Source organism: Mucilaginibacter mallensis (genome assembly GCF_900105165.1).
Lineage (GTDB): Bacteria > Bacteroidota > Bacteroidia > Sphingobacteriales > Sphingobacteriaceae > Mucilaginibacter > Mucilaginibacter mallensis.
The window spans coordinates 5,924,861-5,943,323 of the sequence record NZ_LT629740.1 but is presented as its reverse complement, the minus strand read 5'-3'; the positions used below and the strand labels follow the sequence as shown (position 1 = coordinate 5,943,323).

Here is an 18,463-nt window from a genome sequence, read left to right as displayed (position 1 = left end):
TTTAAGAATGAACAGAAATCAAAAGTGAGCAAAGGCCCGACAAAAAGCGCGGGCCTGGGTGTTTTGCCTGTGGGCGGAAGGATCTTTTTGTCTTGACTTTTTGTTTCTTTTGTGTCAAGACAAAAGAAATAGGGCTCCGCGCCTATGAGCGGCTTCGAGCGATATTCACTCGACTCTTGGGATAACACCTTACTTCACTGCCCAAACCGCAACCCCATATGCAGGCAGACTTACGGCTAAATTATTTTCGCTGATAACTGGTTGTATACCGTATAAATTTTTAATCTGCTTAGCACTCTGCATAGCAATAACCACATCCTGTTTATCCCCCGATAGATTTACTGCTACAAGCACTTTCTTACCCCATTCATAGCGCAAAAATGAAAACACATGGTCGTTATTATTTATCAGGTTTTTATAGGCGCCGCCGATAAGTACCGGGTTGTTCTTCCGCAAGCGGATCATCGTTCTATAAAAATTCCAGAGCGATTGCGGATTGTTTTGTTCTTCCTCTAAGGAAATGCCGTCATTTGGCACATCGTTGTTATTATGCTGCCACCAGGGGCCGTTTTTGTACCAATAGGCCATTCCCCTGCCGGTGTCCGATTTATACCACTCAAAGGCTTGCCTGTCGGGGATATCGTTGGCATCCGTGATGCCAAAATTCTGCCTGCTACCCTGCATGCCCAGTTCCTGCCCGTAATAAATGGATGGGATACCGCCTATCAGCAGGTTCAGGGCGCAGCCAACCTTTAACTTTCCTGGATCAGCTTTTACCGCATCGCTAAAGCGGGGCATGTCATGATTTTCAATAAATACTATCTGCTGTTTGCCTTTTGGTGTTTGTATAAGTGTGGAATCGACAACCTTAATCAGTTCAGCTTTATTAAAATTACGTATGGCAAATGCCAGGCGAAAGGCGAACACCCTGTCGATTTTAGTATCCTTTAAATAATCCATCCCGAATGATGCCCAGTTGGCCTGCTCGGCAACTATTTTAATTTTAGGGTTTATATTGCGCAATTTACCCAATAAGGGATTCCAAAAGGTGGTGAACAAATGTGGCAAGCGGTTTAAATTATCAAGGTTATCCATCATATGATCGAGCCTGAAACCATCAACGCCATCATCAAACTTACCATCGTGATTGGGGTCCATCCAAAATTTAAAGAGCTGGTAATTGTAGGCCTGCACTTCCTTGTTATCCAGGTTTACCATCACCAGCTTACGGGTTACGCCATCATACCCTTTAAAATCGCTAATGCCTGCTACAATCTGTAAGGGTTTGGTATTTTCTTTATCGGTATAAATAATATAATCACTATATCTTGATTGTGGATTTTTATAAGAATCCCTGAACCAGATATGGTCGCTGGCTACATATTGGGTTTCCATATCCATATAAAACTTCATACCCCGGCGGTGCAGTTCTTTTATCAGTCGCAGATAATCCTGCATGGTGCCATAACGAGGGTCGATCTTATAAAAATCGGTAGCGAAATAATTATGGTAATAAACAGATTCATACAGTGGCGTTAAAAGTATAGCGGTTACCCCCAGCTGCTGCAGATAATCCAGTTTTTGCCTGATGCCAATTAAGTCACCGTGCCCATCACCATCACTATCAAAAAAGCTTCGCTGAAAAATATGATAGATGATCTCCTCTTTTTGCGATGGAGGTTGGGTTACTTTAGCTGAACCACCGGTCACGGGAAATGACGTCAGCAAAAATAACCCTGCGATAATAAGCAGCGCACGTTTTTTCATCAATTTGGTTTATATACATCAAAGTACGCTAACCTATAAGCAAAAAACAATGCTGAAATTATTATAAAAATGGAAAAAATTATCCATGTAAATGAATTTATAATTGCCTGTTTTTCTGAATCATAGCCAAAACAGATTATCATTATTTTGTCAGTTTGTTCATTTTCCTATAGGTAGATATATCTAAAAGATAAAATATTACGTTTGTGTATTGTAGGTGATTCTCACCTACATTGTGATAAGGTTTAGGTTGAAAGCCCCCAAGCAGCGAGTGCACGGGGGCTTTTATTTTTATATTTGCTTTATTACTCTCGCTTTTGTCATTTCGACGAGGTACGAGGAGAAATCTTCTTCGATCTGCAAAGCGGATATGCTTGATGCAGAAGATTTCTCACTATCGTTCGAAATGACATTTTAATTTGGAGTAGATTAACAGCACACAAATGCCTGATATAAAAGAGGAACTCCACAAACTATGCACGACCTACGTACAAAAACGTATGGATGAAGCTGAAAAAGCTTTTAAGGCTGCCGAACAGGCATCAAACGATGATACCAAAAGCAGCGCGGGCGATAAATACGAAACGGGCCGCGCCATGATGCAGCAGGAAAAGGATCGCAATACCACACAATTAAACGAAGCCAATAAACTGATAGTGGCCTTAAACCGGATCAGCGCCAAAGGCAGTTCGGCAATAGTAGAAACCGGGAGTTTGATTATTACCAATAATGGTAAATTCTATATAGCCATAAGCGCGGGGACACTGGCTGTTAATGGCGAAAGTTATTTTGCCGTTTCACCGGCTTCACCTATTGGGATAAAGTTAAAGGGGCTGAAAGTTGGGGATGGGTTTGAGTTGAATGGGAAGGGGTATAGGGTGATTGAGGTGGTGTAGGTCACGCACATCATAAAAAACATGTCATTGCGAGGAGGAACGACGAAGCAACCTCGTCGCGTTTATATCTGCAAGCGACGAGGTTGCCGCGCTATCTCTCGCAATTGTAAGGGTTTAGTAATTCGGTAACAGAATTAGGTATTATTTTTTGTTGTTTAGGGAGGCCATATCGATAGGTTTTTTGCCGTTGATGCCTTGATGTGGACGTTCCCAGTTGTAGTAGACGAGATACTTTAAGAGTTCGTCTTCCAATTCTTCTAGACTGTCAAAGTCTGTATCTTCAATCAGGTCTTCTTTAAGCGTTCGCCAGAAGCGTTCCACCTTGCCGTTGGTTTGTGGCCGGTAAGGCTGCATATAACGGCGCTTAATGCCTGTTTCCATCAGCATTCTTTCGAAGGGATGGTTGCGTTTTTGCAAACTGGTGGAAGTACCGAACTCCGGGCCATTATCAGCAATGACCTCCTCGAACTGGATACCGAACTCCCGCTTAAGTGCCTGCATGCAATGCAGGGCAGTAAACATAGTGGTAAGCGCGGTGATGTCCGGCATCACCTGTGCCCAGGCCAGGCGGGAATAATCGTCCAATACGCAAATCAGGTAAAGCTTCCTGCTTTGTCCCCTGATCACGCTTTTACTCAGGTGATGACAGTCAATATGTCCTAACTGGCCCATACGTTCTTTGATGATCTTTCGCTTTACTTCTTTATCTGCGACGGTTAAACGGTTCTTATTGTGCCGCTTCAGGATGTTGTATACGCCTGAAGGCGATGGCGTAAAGTTATTAGCTTTTTGCTTAAACTGGTCGGCTATCTCGAACTTATTGCAGCCCCTCAACCGAAGGTCAAGTACTTGCTGCTCATCTTCAGGAGCGGGGCGTCGTGTACTGTACTTTGGCCCTCGTTTGGCAGGCAGCAGATCCTGTTCATTACCTGATTGTTTAAAACGGTTATAATACAGTAAAAAACTCCTTGGATCGGTATCATGGGCCGCATAAAACTCTTTGGCAAACCTGTAGTTCAGATGTTCACCCCGTTTAACCTGCTCATATTCGCTGATCAGAAAACGGTACTTATTCAGATAATTCCGTTTTAATGTGAGGTCATTATTAATGTTGCGCATAACTTTCTTAGCTTATTTGTTTAAAGCTAATTCTGTTACCGAATTATCTGACCTTTACAGCAATGACAATCGGGAATCAATTACAAATTCGCCTTCAACCCATATTTAGCACTAAACTTGCGGTACAATTGCTTATGCAGGTTATCCAGGTTAATATTACGACCCTGTATAAAAGCGGTTTGCACATCCAGGCCGATCATATCCAGCGCATCGCCTTTGGATATAGAAGAATCTATTCAATGGTTTTCGCTCGTATAATAGATGCTTCGTACCTCAGCATGACAATTTGAAACAATAAATCCGAAATCGAACATCCCAATTCCGAAATCAAAATTACTCTTCCATCATCTCACTATTCGGGCTGTTTACCTCTGGTATTTCGCGTTTGAAATAGCGTTTCTGGTATAGCAATATCAATATCACACCTACTGATATAGATGCATCGGCCAGGTTAAACACTGGGCGGAAGAAGATAAAGTCCTGCCCACCCCATACCGGTACGGATTGCGGGAAATTGCCTGAAATGAGCGGAAAGTAAAACATATCAACTACACGTCCATAAAATATAGGCGCGTTTTGATAGATGATACCATAAAAAGTGGAATCGACAATATTGCCCAGCGCCCCCGCAAAGATGAGCGATACGCATATAATTAGTCCACGATTGTACTTATGTTTTATTAAATAAACCATACCGTAGCCAATGGCTACAACGGCTACGATACGGAATACAGTTAATACAAGTTTGCCCAGATCGCCACCCAGTTCCATACCAAATGCCATACCGTTGTTCTCGGTATAATGCAACATGCCATGACTACCTAAAAAGTGGATATCCTGCCCCAGGTACATATTTGTACGTACCCAGGTTTTGATGATCTGGTCAAAAAGAACAATAAAAACAGCAGTTAAAAAAGGTTTTAGGTAAGCTGGTTTCATTAATTCTGTTTCAGTTTTGCCTCCATGCTCAGTGTAGTGTGTGGCACGGCACGTAAGCGCTCTTTTTGTATCAGTTTACCGGTTTCGCGGCAAACGCCATAAGTTTTATTCTCAATACGTACAAGCGCAGCTTCTAATTGCTCAATAAATTTCTTTTGGCGGGCAGCAAGCTGGTTTATCTGTTCTTTTTCCAATGTTGCAGAACCATCCTCCAGCGTTTTATAGGTACCGGCGGTATCATCAGTGCCATTTGCATTTGGCGAGCTTAATGATGTTGCCAACGCATTTAATTCCTCACGGGCAATGCGCAATTTGTCTAACAAAAGGTCTTTAAATTCCTTTAAATCACTTTCTGAATATCTGGTCTTTGTTGTTTCTTCTTTCATTATGATTTACTAATAGCAATTAAAATTTCAATTTCATCAATAACTGTCTTTTCGCCTTCTTCCAATTGACTATCCAGCACTATGCTGTCAGCCAAAATTTCGGCGCAAATATAGGTTAAATTATTTTTCACTGCATCGCTAATAAGCTGATGGTCAGTTATACGAACATTTATCCTGTCAGTTACCTCAAATCCTTTTCCCTTCCGCAGATTCTGTATTCGGTTTATCAGCTCGCGCGATATACCTTCCTGTTTCAGTTCGTCGGTAAGGGTAACATCTAAAGCCACCGTTAGTTTTCCTAAATTTGCAACTTGCCAGCCCGGAACATCTTCCGCTATGATTTCAACATCGGTTGCGAGGATTGTGTGGCCTGTGACCTGTATCAGGATACTACCCTCAGTTTCCAACTTTGTTATCGCATCCTGGTCGAAATTAGTTATGGCTTCGGCTACGGCTTTCATGTCTTTACCAACCTTTGCACCTAATGCTTTAAAGTTTGGTTTTACTTTCTTTTTAATGAACCCGGATGCATCGGTAATGTACTCAATATCCTTGATATTTGTTTCAGAAAGTATTAATTCTTTTACCTGCTCCACCTGGTGCTTAAAGTGCTTATCCAATATTGGCAATAAGATCTTGCTTAATGGTTGCCTAACGTTGATGCCTACCTTTTTACGCAGTGATAATACCAGTGAAGAGATATCCTGAGCCATCTGCATGCGGTCTTCCAGCGCTTTATTTACCAAACTGGTATGGTATACCGGAAAATCAGCCAAATGAACCGATTCAAAATTTTCCTTTTTGGTGATCTTGTTCAGGTCGTTATACAGATTATCGGCAAAGAACGGCGCCACAGGCGACATTAACTTAGCTATAGTAACCAAACAAGTATAAAGCGTTTGGTAGGCCGAAAGCTTATCCGCCGAGTTATCTGATTTCCAGAAACGGCGGCGACTTAAACGCACGTACCAGTTGCTTAGGTGCGCATCAACAAAATCCTGTATGGCGCGGGTGGCTTTGGTAGGCTCAAAATCAGCATAAAAAGCATCAACTTCCTTACTTAAAGTATTCAGCAGAGAAATGATCCATTGGTCAATTTCCGGACGGTCCTTTATAGCAATTTCTGCTTCGCTGTAATGGAACTTATCAATATTGGCATACAGCGCGAAGAAGTTATAGGTATTGTACAACGTACCGAAGAATTTACGGCGCACCTCGTCAATGCCATCAATATTAAATTTAAGGTTATCCCATGGCGATGCGTTGCTGATCATGTACCAGCGGGCAGCATCAGCGCCATATTGCTGGATGATCTCGAACGGATCAACGCCATTGCCTAAACGTTTAGACATTTTGTTGCCATTCTTATCCAGCACCAAACCATTTGATACCACGTTTTTAAACGCGATACCTTTATTGCCAACCTCAGCATTAATTTCTTTTACCTCGTCGCTTGCTTCGCTCAATAATACAGCTATGGCATGCAGGGTAAAGAACCAGCCGCGGGTTTGGTCGACACCTTCGGCTATGAAATCAGCCGGATAGGCGTTTTTAAATTCTTCCTTGTTTTCAAAAGGAAAATGCCATTGCGCGTAAGGCATAGCACCACTATCAAACCAAACATCAATCAGGTCGGGCTCACGCAGCATCGGCTTACCGTTTGATGAGGTTAATATCACATCATCAACATAAGGGCGGTGCATATCTATCAGCTCAAAGCTTTCAGGCATTAAACCCGCGACCATCGAGATCTTGATTTCTTTTTCAAGCTCCGCGATAGAACCTATACATTTTTCCTCGTTGCCATCAACCTCGCGCCAGATAGGTAGCGGGGTACCCCAGTAACGTGAACGGGAAAGGTTCCAGTCGACCAGATTTTCCAGCCAGTTGCCAAAGCGACCTGTTCCGGTTGATTCTGGTTTCCAGTTAATGGTTTTATTCAGCTCCACCATTTTATCCTTAACGGCAGTAGTGCGGATGAACCAGCTATCCAGCGGATAGTACAAAATTGGTTCATCAGAGCGCCAGGAGTGCGGGTAGCTGTGCTCGTATTTTTTTACGTCGAACGCTTTGTTCTCTGTTTTTAGTTTGATGGAGATGAGTACATCCGTAGGTTTAAAACCAGGTTCAGCACGTTCAGCATCGGTGTAATATTCTTCTTTAACGTAACGGCCAGCATAATCCGTCACCTCGGTAACAAACTTACCTTGTTTATCAACCAAAGGCACTTCCTTGCCATTTTCATCAATGATCATTACTGACGGCACGCCATTTTCCTTACAGGCCCTAAAGTCATCTGCGCCAAAAACTGATGCGGTGTGTACAATGCCTGTACCATCCTCGGTAGTCACAAAATCAGCCGGGATAACACGGAAGGCATTTTGCTCCAGGTCGGCATTGGTTACGTAAGGCATTAATTGGTGATAACGCAGATCAACCAGGTCCTTACCTGTAAACGATGCCACTAATTGCCAAGGGATAACTTTATCGCCGCCTTTATAATCGGCAAATGAAGCGTTTTCTCCTTCGGCCTTAAAATATTTACTTACCAGATCCTTAGCCAATACAACGCTCACCGCATCGAAGGTATAAGGGTTAAAGGTTTTTATTTTAACATAGTTGATGTTTTCGCCAACAGCCAGCGCGCAATTTGATGGGAGTGTCCACGGGGTGGTTGTCCATGCTAAAATTACAGTATCCTCGTTGCCATCAAATAAAACCGGCATCAGCGGGTGCTGCTGGTCTTTCTTTAAATGGAACTGCGCCACAATGGTCGTATCCTTCACCATTTTGTAAGTACCGGGCTGGTTCAGCTCATGCGAGCTTAAGCCGGTACCTGATTTTGGCGAGTAAGGCTGTACGGTATAGCCCTTATATAAATATCCTTTTTCGTAGAACTTTTTCAATATCCACCAAAGGCTCTCAATGTATTCGTTTTTGTAGGTGATGTATGGATCTTCAAGATCAACCCAGTAACCCATCTTTTCGGTCAGGTCGTTCCACACGTCGGTATAGCGCATTACTTCCTTGCGGCAGGCAGCGTTATAATCTTCGATGGAGATCTTTTTACCGATATCGTCCTTAGTAATGCCTAATGCTTTTTCAACAGCCAGCTCAATAGGCAGGCCATGGGTATCCCAACCGCCTTTGCGTTTTACCTGGTAACCTTTCAGGGTTTTGTACCTGCAAAATATATCCTTAATGGCACGGGCCATTACGTGGTGGATGCCGGGCATACCATTGGCGCTCGGCGGACCTTCATAAAATGTGTATGGGTTGTTTGCCGGGCGACTGCTGATACTTTTTTCGAAAATATTATGCTTCTTCCAGAACTCCAGTACTTCCTTGCCGGTATCCGATAAATTTAACTGCTTATATTCCTTGTACTTCAATTTTTTACACCTAAATTTTAGAGGTTGCAAAAATACGGAATTTGCATAAGAAAAAGTCACATAAATGCGATTAATAACACCGAAAAATTGAAAATTATGCCTTATTTTTAACTGAATATGCCATAAAAACAAGCAAAAAATCATCAAAAATGGACAATGCAGATCACCCACCGGTAAATATTCAGCAGGCAGTGCCTTTCTTCATGGTAAAGAGCATGGAGGCTTCGCTAAAATTTTATATCGAAAAACTTGGCTTTATTGTAGCCATGGACTGGACCCCGCACGGCAAAATTGAATGGTGCTGGCTGAAGCGTGATTCCATAGCCATTATGCTGCAGGAACCCCGTAAAAAAGACCATTGGATATACACAACAAACCAGCCGGGCAAAGGCATATCCATCTGCTTTCAATGCCTCGACGCGCTTGCCCTTTATCATGAGTTTACCGCAAAAGGCGTTGAGATAGACGAACCTTTTGTTGGTAACAACCTATGGGTGGTAGCTTTTGATGATATTGATGGCTATAGGCTTGATTTTGAAAGCCCTACCGACGTGCCGGAGGAAACTAAATATTTTGAGTGGTTTAAACCTATTTAAGCTGGAAGCTTAACCATGCCGCACCACGAGTTACGCTGCGCTAAACTCGCGGCAGCGATATTTTTTCTAAAATATCGCCCTGTTCGCCCCACCATCAACCTGTATGGTTGTGCCGCTAACATACGCGGCTTGTTCTGATGCCAGAAACGCCACTACTGCCGCCAGTTCTTCAGGTTTGCCTATTCTTCCTAACGGGATGGATTTTGCTTTTTCTTTTAAGGCTTGTTCAGGGTCAGCACCTTTGGGTACGGTGTCTTTTATACGGTCGGTTAATATCAGGCCCGGCGCCACATTGTTTACCGTGATATTGTACGGGCCAAATTCATCGGCCATTAGTTTTGCCATGCCTACAACCCCCATGCGCATACTGGTGGATAGTACCGAATTTGCTAAAACCGATTTCACTGAACCGCTGATAATATTAATGATGCGCCCATTGCCCGATTGCTTTAGATAAGGCAACACCAGCCTGCTCATGGTTGCTACGCTTAGCAGGTTCAGGTCGAAAGCTTTTTGCCAGGCTTGTTCATCAAAATTCTCGAATTTATCAAATGGTGGTCCGCCAGCATTATTGAGCAGGATATCGATACGGCCATAAATCGCCGCTGCTTTTTTAACAAAACTTTCTATTTCCTCATTTTTTGACACATCAATGGCGATGGCGGTAACGGGGTTACCGGTAAGCTTTTGTATTTCAGCAGCAGTTTTGTTTAGTTCATTTTCATCGCGCGAGCCAATAATAACTTTTGCGCCTTCGGCGGATAGGGTGGTGGCTATTGCCCTACCCAGGCCTTTGCTGGCTGCCAGTACGATGGCTACTTTGTTGGTGAGTTTTAAATCCATTTGTTAAAGAGTTAAGATTCAAGAACCAAGACAGGGAGCATTTTGTTCTGGCACGCAATCAATATATAACTTAAATTGCTTTGCCCTCTTTCCGCCGCAGGCGAAGAGAGGGAGGTCGAGCGAAGCTAAGACCGGGTGAGTCGGCGGAGCGCGTTGAAGTTTTGCGTTAGTGATTGCAGCGGATACCGGCCTTGCGCCTAATGCCTGTGTAGTATGAGCGGAAAGCACGGCCCGCTGAATAGCGGGAACGCCCAAATTATCAGAACCCGAATTTAAAGAATTAAGGAATTTATGGAATTCTGTTCATTCAAAAAATTCATAAAATTCCGGTTCAGATAATGCCTGCGACGGAAAGAGGATGAAAAAAACACCTACCAGTATATTAACTTTTATATTTTTAAATTTGGTTCGATGAAAAAATTCATACGCGGTTTTGGTTATGCTTTTAAGGGGATAGGTTACACTGCAAAAACACAGCTTAACTTCAGGGTGCATTTGGTGGCTACCGTGCTGGCTGCATTTATGGGTTACGCGCTGCATATATCGGTAAACGAATGGCAATGGCTCATCCTTTGCGTTACCCTGGTATTGATGGCCGAACTATTCAACACCGCCATTGAATTTCTAACCGACCTGGTATCCCCCGATTATAACGAGCTTGCCGGGCATGTAAAAGATGTTAGCGCCGGCGCGGTATTGATTGCCGCTTTCTTTGCGCTGATAACCGGTTGTATCATCTTTTTACCAAAGCTGTTAGCACTTATAAATCATGCTGCATAAAACGCGGGCCATCGTTTTTAAGACTACCGATTATGGCGAAAGCAGCGTTATAGTGCAGCTGTTTACCGAAAAATTCGGCCTGCAATCATACATCATTAATGGGGTAAAAAAGCCAAAGGCCAAAATAAGCCGCAATATGCTGCAGCCCCTGCATTTGCTCGACCTGGTGGTATATCATAAAAATAATACCAGTATACAGCGCATCTCCGAGCTTAAAAATTCGCCGGTATTATTGTCGGTGCCGTATGATGTGATAAAAAGTTGTCTGGCTATTTTCCTGAACGAAGTTTTATATAAAGCCATACGCCAGCAAGGGGCAGATGAGAATTTATTTGGATTTGTATTTAGCGCTATTGAACTATTGGACAATGCCACCGAGGGCTTGGCTAACTTTCATTTATTATTCCTGATACAGCTTACGCGCTACCTGGGTTTTTACCCCGACATGAGTCGTGCTGATGATGCCGACTACTTTGATATGAAGAACGGTGTTTTCAACCAGTATAAGCCTGATAGTTTTTCATACCTGTCGCCGCCGCATACTCACAATTTTTACAACCTGCTGCAATGCAGCTTTGAAAACATCGTCCAATTAAAAATATCTAATGATGATCGGCGCTACCTGATCTCCAAACTCCTGGAGTACTACGCGCTGCATATTGAAAGCTTTGGGAATATCCGCTCCCAGGCTGTACTTGAAGAGGTTTTAGGTTAATTCCGAAAAAAAGGCAAAAAAAAAGAGAAAGCTTTCGGGCTATCTCTTTTTTTCATTTTAACTGACCTCATTATTATATCATAAAGAACAAGCTTGGTTAGACCGATAATAACAATAGCACAAATATATAATCTATAATTTTAGTAGCATAATTTTTTAACTTTTTTTAACAGAAAAACTTGTAAAAAAGAGTAAAAAATGAGCACTTTTAGTCAAAAAAAGCCATAAAAAATATAATATGATTAATAGCAGCGCAATATTTATATGTTTTTTCCAAAAAACGATTAAATAAGGCGCAGTTATTACAAAAATTAAAAAAAATCAACTATTTTCAATTATTTATAAGCCAAAAGCCTTTCAAAACGGTTTCAGAGGCAAAATCGGGCCTATGTCAATTTTTCTGATAATAATATTATAATATGTGTAACAATGCAAATACACTTAAACCGTTAGAAAAAGGAATGTGCTGATTACCAAATTATAATGACTACATTGTAAAAAAACATTTAGGCTCGCCAATATTTTACTCTTCTCTTAGGCATTACCAATTTTCTGACACGGTAATTTTTAAGCTTAGGCTACACTAACATAAAGCAACAAAAATTGAATTACTGCTTTTTTGACGATCATTTAATTTACAAATCATGAGTAAAGACAAAAAATCTATGCCTAATCCGGTTGGGAAAAAAGCCCCGTCTGATTATCAATCGGGCAAAACCAGCACAGCGAAAATTGAAGTACTACCCCTTAACAAAAAGAAGAAATAATGATAAATGAAACCATTGAGCAAAAGGCTAAACTATACGTATACGACCTGAATAATTGCGCCGTTGAAAACGGCTTTAAGCCAGACGAATCCTGGGAGTTCAGCATGGCTACCGATCAGGAAAAGGCAGCTCTTGAAAAGAAATATTTCCCAACCATATCAGCAAAAGTATTGCCTGAATTTCTGTCAGAAATGTTCCACCTGGTAAAATCAAAGCTGGTGCATGCAAAATATAATAAGGAAAGCAGCCATGCACATAACCCTGCCGGCAGCAGTCTGCAATATTTGATAGCTTACAATCCAGGCAGGTTGAGGCATTAAGATCAGCACTTCCCTCTAAATTGAATTATAAACATATATTCAATTTGAAAAATACCCTTTCATTATGAGAGGGTATTTTTGTTTACAAATATTGTCCACGAATCAGAATGCTGTGTAAATCAGCATTTAAATGGAGATTTTTACAATTCGGCACTTTTTTGGCATATACAGATCGCATAAATATTACTGACCAGAAAATGCAATCTATTTTAATTGTAGAGGATGAAGCCAGGCTACTTAGTTTGCTTGCAAGGATTATTGAAATAGATGGGTACCATGTATTAAAAGCCCAATCAGCCAAAGCCGGTATAAAGCTTTTGGAAAACGAGGATGTAAGGGTTGTAATAAGTGACGTACAGTTGCCTGATGAAAATGGGATTGAACTGGTAAAACGCATAAAGCGTATCCATTCTTATATTGAGGTAATTAATTTAACCGCATTCGGATCAATAAAGGATAGCGTAAGGGCTATGCAAAACGGGGCCTTCGATTACCTTACCAAAGGCGATGATAATGACAAGATTTTACCCTTATTACGTAAAGCCTTAGCTAAAGCCAATCACCAGTTTAAAACTTATCAGCTCGAAAACACCGCTGCCAGGCCCTATAGCTTTGAAACCATATTAGGAAGTTCGCCGGCTATAATTAGTGCAATTGATTTGGCTGTAAAAGTTTCGCATACCAATACCACTGTTTTATTATTGGGCGAAACCGGAACAGGTAAAGAAGTTTTTGCAAAGGCTATACACGAAGAGAGCGACCGCAAGGCAAACCCGTTTATCGCTCTAAATTGCAGCTCATTTTCAAGCGAATTATTGAACAGCGAATTATTCGGCTATGTAGCAGGTGCATTTACAGGGGCTAATAAGGACAAGAAGGGCTTAATTGAAGAAGCCAATAACAGCACACTCTTTCTGGATGAGATAGGTGAGCTGAGCCTTGAGCTACAGGCAAAGTTGTTACGCGTTTTAGAGGATGGCACATTCCACAAAATTGGCGACTCTAAAACCACTACATCAAATGTGCGCATAATAGCTGCTACTAATAAGGACCTGAAGCAAGAGATTGAGCATAATAAATTCAGGGCCGATCTTTTTTACAGGCTTTCGGTATTTACCATCACCTTGCCACCCTTGCGCGAGCGCCGTGACGATATTGAAATGCTGGCTAATTATTTCTTAAAAAGATTTGCCAATAAAATAAACCGCTCGGTTATTAATATGGATCCGGAGTTTATCAAAGTTTTAACCGGGCACGAGTGGAAGGGAAACATCCGCGAGCTGAAGAATGTTATTGAACGTGTTGTGATATTAGCCAACGGTGAAACCCTCACCACCGATTTGCTCCCCATTGAATTTTTTATGCATGATAACGATGGCAGCGATAGTACACAACCATTTAACCTATCGCTTATCGAGAGCCAGTTTATAAAAAAAGCGCTGTATCATGCAAAAGGCAATAAAGGCGAGGCGGCACGCCTTTTAGGTATAAGTATCTCCACTTTATACCGCAAAATAGAAGAATATAAAATAGTCTGATCCTTTGCTACGGCATTTCTTTTATCCAAACTGAATAATAAAGCCCCTATCCATATTTTGTCCCCGCAGGGTCTCTGGCAGAGGACCCTGCGCACGCATGCAAGGTGTTTAGTCCAATTCACAACCACGCAGGGTCCTCTGCGAGAGACCGCTGCGAAAACTGGTTAATATATTATATAGTTATTGGCTTTTCATGGGCTATTACGTTACTTCAGGATATCCTTTCCCCTCAATGAATTATTATCTCCCTCCCCATATTCAAATTGACAATCAACCCTATCAAATTGATAGCATCATTTTGAAACAGAAGCAAAAACACATATTTATTCCATTGATTATAAGCGATTTAATAACAACACCATTGCTGGCACAAGAGTGGCATAATAGCGAATGTTCATAAATACAATCAGTGAACATCGAAATATAAAATATAGAAAAATGAAAAAACATCTAATTACTTTTATGCTGCTATCTGCTGTCACAATTAAAGTATTCTCCCAAACAGCAGTTCAATCCGTAAGCAACACAAAAGATTCTGTAAAACGCTCCCTACCTTCCCCACTTCCTGATCCACCGTTCCCAACAAGCGACTGGGATGGCGGTCCGCTAATTGGCTCTGATGGCACCGCACCACTATATCCTATGCAAAAGGCACTTGGCCTTACCCATACCAAATTCAGGATCTATGGCTGGATCGATCCGGGCGCTAATATCAGTAGTTCAAAGAACTCAAATGCCCCAACATCTTATGATCTTATACCAAATAACGTAGTGCTCGATCAGGTAGGATTAAAATTCGACCTGCAACCAAACACGGTTCAAACCGATCATGTTTCTGCCGGTTTCCTGGTTACCACCATTTTTGGTACCGATTACAGGTATACTACAGGTAAGGGCTATTTCAGCAACCAGTTACTTGGTAACAACAACAAATATGGCTTCGATCCGGCTGAAATGTATGGCTTGATCTACTTCCCTAAAATAGCCGATGGAATGCTATTAAAAGTAGGCCGTTTTATATCACCAGCAGATATTGAAGCACAATGGGCAACAGATAACTACCTATACTCACACTCCTTAATGTTTACCGTTGACCCCTACACCTTTACCGGTGCACAGGCAACTTTTAAATTAGGCTCATACTGGCAATTAGAAGTAGGTGTACATGCAGGTAATGACATGGCACCATGGAGCCCCTCCGCTCAAATAAATGGTTTATTGATGGCCCGTTGGGTATCGCATGATAATAATAACTCTCTGTATGGCGGTATCAACTCCCTAGGTAATGGCGATTACACCCGCCAGCACGACGACCTGCAAATGGTAGTTGCAACCTGGGGACACAAGTTTAATGAAACCTTCCACATGATGACGGAAGCTTATTACATGTGGCAATACCATGCGCTTACCGGCGGTACAGTAATTAACGGTCCTGCGCAGCAATTTCTCACCGGTGTTGGCCCGGGTAACCTGATACCCGGAACAGAGAACGCGATAGGCATCGTAAACTACTTCCAGATCTTCGTTTCACCTAAAAACTATTTCTCCATCCGTAACGATGCTTTAAATGATCCGCAAGGCGGCAGAACAGGCTATGCAACATGGTACTCAAGCCACACCATAGGTTTTGTTCACTACTTTAATGACTATATAAGAATACGCCCTGAAATAAGATACGAACGTGCCTACGCTGATGGCATAACACCATATGACAATGGCACTAAAAAAGATCAGTACACAGCAGCGATGGACCTGATCGTAAGATTTTAAATGCAATGAGGGTGCTGTTTGTCAGTTACCGGCACCCTCATTTAACCCCTGATAACTGACAGATTAAATTTTAAGAAAATGAAAAATTTCAAATTAATTATCGCCTTTTTAGCGATAGCCTCCTTTGCAACACGGTCCTTTGCACAGGATAAAGCAATGGGTTTATACCTTACTGCTGATGATTATGTAAACCATAAATTAAGTTTCGAAACCAACGGCAGCGATGCAAATCACATTACTCTGAATGATTTTTTGGGTGGCGGCAAAGTAACGGTTTGGCACGATGGCAAAAAGCAGGTATTCATGAAAAATGAAATATTTGGCTACCACGCCAATAACAGCGATTACCGCTTTTATAATAATGTTGACTATAAGATCATCGATACAAAGGATTTCTACATCTATAGTCACCCAAAATTAGTACAGCAAGGCAAAGGCGAAAAACCTGTAGATAGCTTTTATTTCAGCGCATCGGTTAAAGATGCTGTTGAGCCTTTAACTATTAAAGATCTCGAAAAAACGTATGCCCAAAACACCAAATTCAAGTATACAATTGAAAGCGAATTTCAATGCGACAATGAGTTAACTAAATACGATGCCTCTATACAGGAGTATAAGGTTAAGTATTTGTTTGATCAAAGCGCAAAATAGCATTGCCGTCGCGAGCGGTAATTTATAGGTTAGGTTGCTTAAGCCTGGTAGAGGTACCAGGCTTTTTTATGTTATACCAGCGAGCTCAATTTCAAATAGCCTAGCGAGATTGGGTCTTCCAATAAGCCTGATGCCGGTACCAATTCTATGGTGTATTGCTCTTTTAATTCGGGGGATAATATTTCCTCGATCTGGTAAAGGTCATCCACATCAATACCGTATTTATCATCAATATGTGGGTTTCCGCCTTCAAAATGATTATGTTTAAAGAACAAGGTTTCTTTGGCCTCTTTAAACGCCAGTGCCCTGTCGGTTTTAACTGTAAGTAAAACGTAATGCTGTTCCTCAAACCGGTTTTCCTGGTAGCCACCAAGATTAATGAAGAATAACTTATTAGTAGGTTCAGTTGTGCCGATGTGATTCGCATCTTTTGCAATTATTTTCATCTCAAAGCCATCTACGGTATTTACTTCGCGCCAGGCATCAATATGTATCTTCTCCGGCTCGGGCCAGAAAGCTTTTATCTGTGGTACAAGCTCATTAAGTGAAGCTGCGATCCCAAAGAAAACATCGTGCTGCTCGGTATGCCTGCCGGGGGGCTTGCAGCCTAATAATAACATAAAAAGTTTAAGGTTTGCCATAGGATAAAGGTAATTAATCTTAACCTTTGGCAAAGGTTAAGATTGTATTTGTCAGCCTAACATCACAATTGTGTGCAAACGCTGCTTTTAATATAATTGAAGCGTACTTAGCAAATACGAGCGCATATTTTTTACGTTTATACCCATAATTACGGCCCTTAACATCTATATGAAAAAGATAATTTATTTATTAGCCATTTTACTAACTACCGGGGTTACCGCATTTGCGGCAACACCATTGCACAACAGTAAAACCCATTTTAAGCCGACCATTGATACCGCCACATTTGCCACCGGTTGCTTTTGGTGTACCGAAGCCAAATTTCAGCAATTAAAGGGTGTAAAAAAGGTTGTATCCGGCTATGCTGGCGGGCATGTGGCCAACCCAACTTATCAACAGGTTTGCACAGGCGCAACCGGCCATGCCGAGGCTTGTAACATTATTTACGATCCCTCTGTAATTACTTATGATGAGCTGCTGGCTGCCTTTTTTGTAGCGCACGACCCCACACAGCTTAACCGCCAGGGTAACGACGTGGGCACACAATACCGCTCGGCTATCTTTTACCATAACGCCTTCCAAAAACAAAAGGCCGATTATTATATTAATAAGCTGAATGAAGAAAAGGCCTATAAAAACAAAATAGTAACCCAGGTAACGCCCTACACCGCTTTTTACAAGGCTGAGGATTATCACCAGGACTATTTTAATCAAAATGGCAACAAGCCTTATTGCAAATATGTGATACAGCCCGAACTGGATAAATTTAAAAAGGTATTTAAAGACAAACTAAAATGAGATCAGCAATTATATTAATCGCTATTGTAATTAGCTCCATTACAGGTGCTCATGCGCAGCAATTTAAGTCAGACAAAGGACACGAGAACAACCCCTATTATTCCAACACCGATACCAAGCCCCTAAAGGTGAGCAATTCCGAATGGAAAAAGATATTGCCTCCCGACCTGTATGCCGTTGCCCGCGAGCAGGATACCGAGCGCCCTTTCACCGGGAAATTCTGGAACAGCAATGCAAAGGGTACCTATTACTGTGCGGTATGTGGCAATGTATTGTTCCGCTCGGATGCTAAGTTTGCGAGCGATTGCGGCTGGCCCAGCTTTTTTGAACCGATCAGGAAGAACAGTGTGATCTATAAGGCCGATAATTCATTAGGCATGGAACGCACCGAAGTGATCTGCGCCCGATGCGGCTCGCACTTAGGGCATATATTTGATGATGGCCCAGCACCAACGCACAAAAGGTTCTGCATGAATTCTGTTTCATTGGATTTTCAACCGGACGGGATGAATTAGGAGACTAGTATAATTGTAGCACATGCGGC

Annotated in this window: 18 protein-coding genes; 11 read left to right on the top strand and 7 right to left on the bottom strand. The window is 41.9% G+C overall.

From position 1 onward, the window contains the following. Positions 1–189: 189 nt before the first annotated feature. Positions 190–1,767, bottom strand: coding sequence for an alpha-amylase family glycosyl hydrolase (locus BLU33_RS24635; protein WP_091379857.1), 1,578 nt, complete (start codon positions 1,765–1,767; stop codon positions 190–192). A 443-nt stretch (positions 1,768–2,210) separates the two neighbouring features. Between BLU33_RS24635 and BLU33_RS24630 the strand changes: the two genes are divergently transcribed. Beyond that, complete coding sequence (locus BLU33_RS24630) at positions 2,211–2,663, top strand: 3-oxoacyl-ACP synthase (protein WP_091379854.1); 453 nt, start codon at positions 2,211–2,213, stop codon at positions 2,661–2,663. A gap of 141 nt (positions 2,664–2,804) precedes the next feature. Here the strand turns inward: BLU33_RS24630 and BLU33_RS24625 are convergent, their stop codons facing one another. The 4 genes from BLU33_RS24625 to ileS all read right to left on the bottom strand — a co-directional run bounded on the left by BLU33_RS24625 (position 2,805) and on the right by ileS (position 8,499). After that, positions 2,805–3,782, bottom strand: a complete 978-nt coding sequence (locus BLU33_RS24625) for an integrase core domain-containing protein (RefSeq protein WP_091369631.1) — start codon at positions 3,780–3,782, stop codon at positions 2,805–2,807. Positions 3,783–4,115: 333 nt separating this feature from the next. Further along, entirely contained in the window at positions 4,116–4,721 is a 606-nt protein-coding gene (locus BLU33_RS24620; protein ID WP_091379851.1) for a lipoprotein signal peptidase, read from the bottom strand. Then, positions 4,721–5,107 (bottom strand): TraR/DksA family transcriptional regulator, encoded by a 387-nt coding sequence (locus BLU33_RS24615; protein WP_091379848.1) that lies wholly within the window; start codon positions 5,105–5,107, stop codon positions 4,721–4,723. The genes BLU33_RS24620 and BLU33_RS24615 overlap by 1 nt, the downstream gene beginning before the upstream one ends. Further along, entirely contained in the window at positions 5,107–8,499 is a 3,393-nt protein-coding gene (ileS, locus tag BLU33_RS24610; RefSeq protein WP_232009355.1) for an isoleucine--tRNA ligase, read from the bottom strand. The genes BLU33_RS24615 and ileS overlap by 1 nt, the downstream gene beginning before the upstream one ends. Before the next feature lie 149 nt (positions 8,500–8,648). Between ileS and BLU33_RS24605 the strand changes: the two genes are divergently transcribed. Then, positions 8,649–9,095 (top strand): VOC family protein, encoded by a 447-nt coding sequence (locus BLU33_RS24605; RefSeq protein WP_091379841.1) that lies wholly within the window; start codon positions 8,649–8,651, stop codon positions 9,093–9,095. A 66-nt stretch (positions 9,096–9,161) separates the two neighbouring features. On the opposite strand, the gene BLU33_RS24600 is transcribed toward BLU33_RS24605, so the two are convergent. Then, positions 9,162–9,938: an SDR family oxidoreductase gene (locus BLU33_RS24600; RefSeq protein ID WP_091379838.1), complete on the bottom strand. Its 777-nt coding sequence runs from the start codon at positions 9,936–9,938 to the stop codon at positions 9,162–9,164. A 411-nt stretch (positions 9,939–10,349) separates the two neighbouring features. Here BLU33_RS24600 and BLU33_RS24595 point away from each other — a divergent pair, with 411 nt between their 5' ends. The 7 genes from BLU33_RS24595 to BLU33_RS24570 all read left to right on the top strand — a co-directional run bounded on the left by BLU33_RS24595 (position 10,350) and on the right by BLU33_RS24570 (position 16,479). Continuing rightward, positions 10,350–10,718 (top strand): diacylglycerol kinase family protein, encoded by a 369-nt coding sequence (locus BLU33_RS24595; protein WP_197684543.1) that lies wholly within the window; start codon positions 10,350–10,352, stop codon positions 10,716–10,718. Further along, complete coding sequence (gene recO, locus BLU33_RS24590; protein WP_091379832.1) at positions 10,708–11,433, top strand: DNA repair protein RecO; 726 nt, start codon at positions 10,708–10,710, stop codon at positions 11,431–11,433. Before BLU33_RS24595 ends, recO begins: the two co-directional genes overlap by 11 nt. Before the next feature lie 644 nt (positions 11,434–12,077). Next, positions 12,078–12,200, top strand: a complete 123-nt coding sequence (locus tag BLU33_RS25625; RefSeq protein ID WP_255485088.1) for a hypothetical protein — start codon at positions 12,078–12,080, stop codon at positions 12,198–12,200. Beyond that, positions 12,200–12,520, top strand: a complete 321-nt coding sequence (locus BLU33_RS24585) for a hypothetical protein (protein ID WP_091379830.1) — start codon at positions 12,200–12,202, stop codon at positions 12,518–12,520. Before BLU33_RS25625 ends, BLU33_RS24585 begins: the two co-directional genes overlap by 1 nt. 197 nt (positions 12,521–12,717) lie before the next feature. Continuing rightward, positions 12,718–14,058: a sigma-54-dependent transcriptional regulator gene (locus BLU33_RS24580; protein ID WP_091380984.1), complete on the top strand. Its 1,341-nt coding sequence runs from the start codon at positions 12,718–12,720 to the stop codon at positions 14,056–14,058. A 438-nt stretch (positions 14,059–14,496) separates the two neighbouring features. Continuing rightward, positions 14,497–15,828 carry an outer membrane beta-barrel protein gene (locus BLU33_RS24575; RefSeq protein ID WP_157682380.1) on the top strand — a complete coding sequence of 444 codons (1,332 nt, stop codon included), beginning with the start codon at positions 14,497–14,499 and terminating at the stop codon, positions 15,826–15,828. A gap of 78 nt (positions 15,829–15,906) precedes the next feature. Further along, the gene (locus tag BLU33_RS24570) at positions 15,907–16,479 is read left to right on the top strand and encodes a hypothetical protein (protein WP_091379824.1); all 573 of its coding nucleotides are present in this window, start codon (positions 15,907–15,909) and stop codon (positions 16,477–16,479) included. A 71-nt stretch (positions 16,480–16,550) separates the two neighbouring features. Here BLU33_RS24570 and BLU33_RS24565 read toward each other — a convergent pair whose 3' ends face one another. Further along, complete coding sequence (locus tag BLU33_RS24565; RefSeq protein WP_091379821.1) at positions 16,551–17,120, bottom strand: DUF1543 domain-containing protein; 570 nt, start codon at positions 17,118–17,120, stop codon at positions 16,551–16,553. 169 nt (positions 17,121–17,289) lie between these two features. On the opposite strand from BLU33_RS24565, the gene msrA reads away from it, so the two are divergent. Both msrA and msrB read left to right on the top strand, forming a co-directional pair. Beyond that, on the top strand, positions 17,290–17,919 hold the full coding sequence (gene msrA, locus BLU33_RS24560; RefSeq protein ID WP_091379818.1) for a peptide-methionine (S)-S-oxide reductase MsrA: 630 nt from the start codon (positions 17,290–17,292) through the stop codon (positions 17,917–17,919). Beyond that, positions 17,916–18,434 carry a peptide-methionine (R)-S-oxide reductase MsrB gene (msrB, locus tag BLU33_RS24555; protein WP_091379815.1) on the top strand — a complete coding sequence of 173 codons (519 nt, stop codon included), beginning with the start codon at positions 17,916–17,918 and terminating at the stop codon, positions 18,432–18,434. Before msrA ends, msrB begins: the two co-directional genes overlap by 4 nt. Positions 18,435–18,463 lie beyond the last annotated feature (29 nt).

Bases quoted from the DNA above. Each gene is read 5' to 3' on its own strand.
- BLU33_RS24605 (WP_091379841.1), top strand. From the start codon at position 8,649: ATGGACAATGCAGATCACCCACCGGTAAATATTCAGCAGGCAGTGCCT.
- BLU33_RS25625 (WP_255485088.1), top strand. From the start codon at position 12,078: ATGAGTAAAGACAAAAAATCTATGCCTAATCCGGTTGGGAAAAAAGCC.
- BLU33_RS24635 (WP_091379857.1), bottom strand. From the start codon at position 1,767: ATGAAAAAACGTGCGCTGCTTATTATCGCAGGGTTATTTTTGCTGACG.
- BLU33_RS24615 (WP_091379848.1), bottom strand. From the start codon at position 5,107: ATGAAAGAAGAAACAACAAAGACCAGATATTCAGAAAGTGATTTAAAG.
- BLU33_RS24575 (WP_157682380.1), top strand. From the start codon at position 14,497: ATGAAAAAACATCTAATTACTTTTATGCTGCTATCTGCTGTCACAATT.
- recO (WP_091379832.1), top strand. From the start codon at position 10,708: ATGCTGCATAAAACGCGGGCCATCGTTTTTAAGACTACCGATTATGGC.
- BLU33_RS24625 (WP_091369631.1), bottom strand. From the start codon at position 3,782: ATGCGCAACATTAATAATGACCTCACATTAAAACGGAATTATCTGAAT.
- BLU33_RS24630 (WP_091379854.1), top strand. From the start codon at position 2,211: ATGCCTGATATAAAAGAGGAACTCCACAAACTATGCACGACCTACGTA.
- BLU33_RS24620 (WP_091379851.1), bottom strand. From the start codon at position 4,721: ATGAAACCAGCTTACCTAAAACCTTTTTTAACTGCTGTTTTTATTGTT.
- msrA (WP_091379818.1), top strand. From the start codon at position 17,290: ATGAAAAAGATAATTTATTTATTAGCCATTTTACTAACTACCGGGGTT.
- BLU33_RS24570 (WP_091379824.1), top strand. From the start codon at position 15,907: ATGAAAAATTTCAAATTAATTATCGCCTTTTTAGCGATAGCCTCCTTT.
- BLU33_RS24580 (WP_091380984.1), top strand. From the start codon at position 12,718: ATGCAATCTATTTTAATTGTAGAGGATGAAGCCAGGCTACTTAGTTTG.
- BLU33_RS24595 (WP_197684543.1), top strand. From the start codon at position 10,350: ATGAAAAAATTCATACGCGGTTTTGGTTATGCTTTTAAGGGGATAGGT.
- BLU33_RS24600 (WP_091379838.1), bottom strand. From the start codon at position 9,938: ATGGATTTAAAACTCACCAACAAAGTAGCCATCGTACTGGCAGCCAGC.
- BLU33_RS24585 (WP_091379830.1), top strand. From the start codon at position 12,200: ATGATAAATGAAACCATTGAGCAAAAGGCTAAACTATACGTATACGAC.
- BLU33_RS24565 (WP_091379821.1), bottom strand. From the start codon at position 17,120: ATGGCAAACCTTAAACTTTTTATGTTATTATTAGGCTGCAAGCCCCCC.
- msrB (WP_091379815.1), top strand. From the start codon at position 17,916: ATGAGATCAGCAATTATATTAATCGCTATTGTAATTAGCTCCATTACA.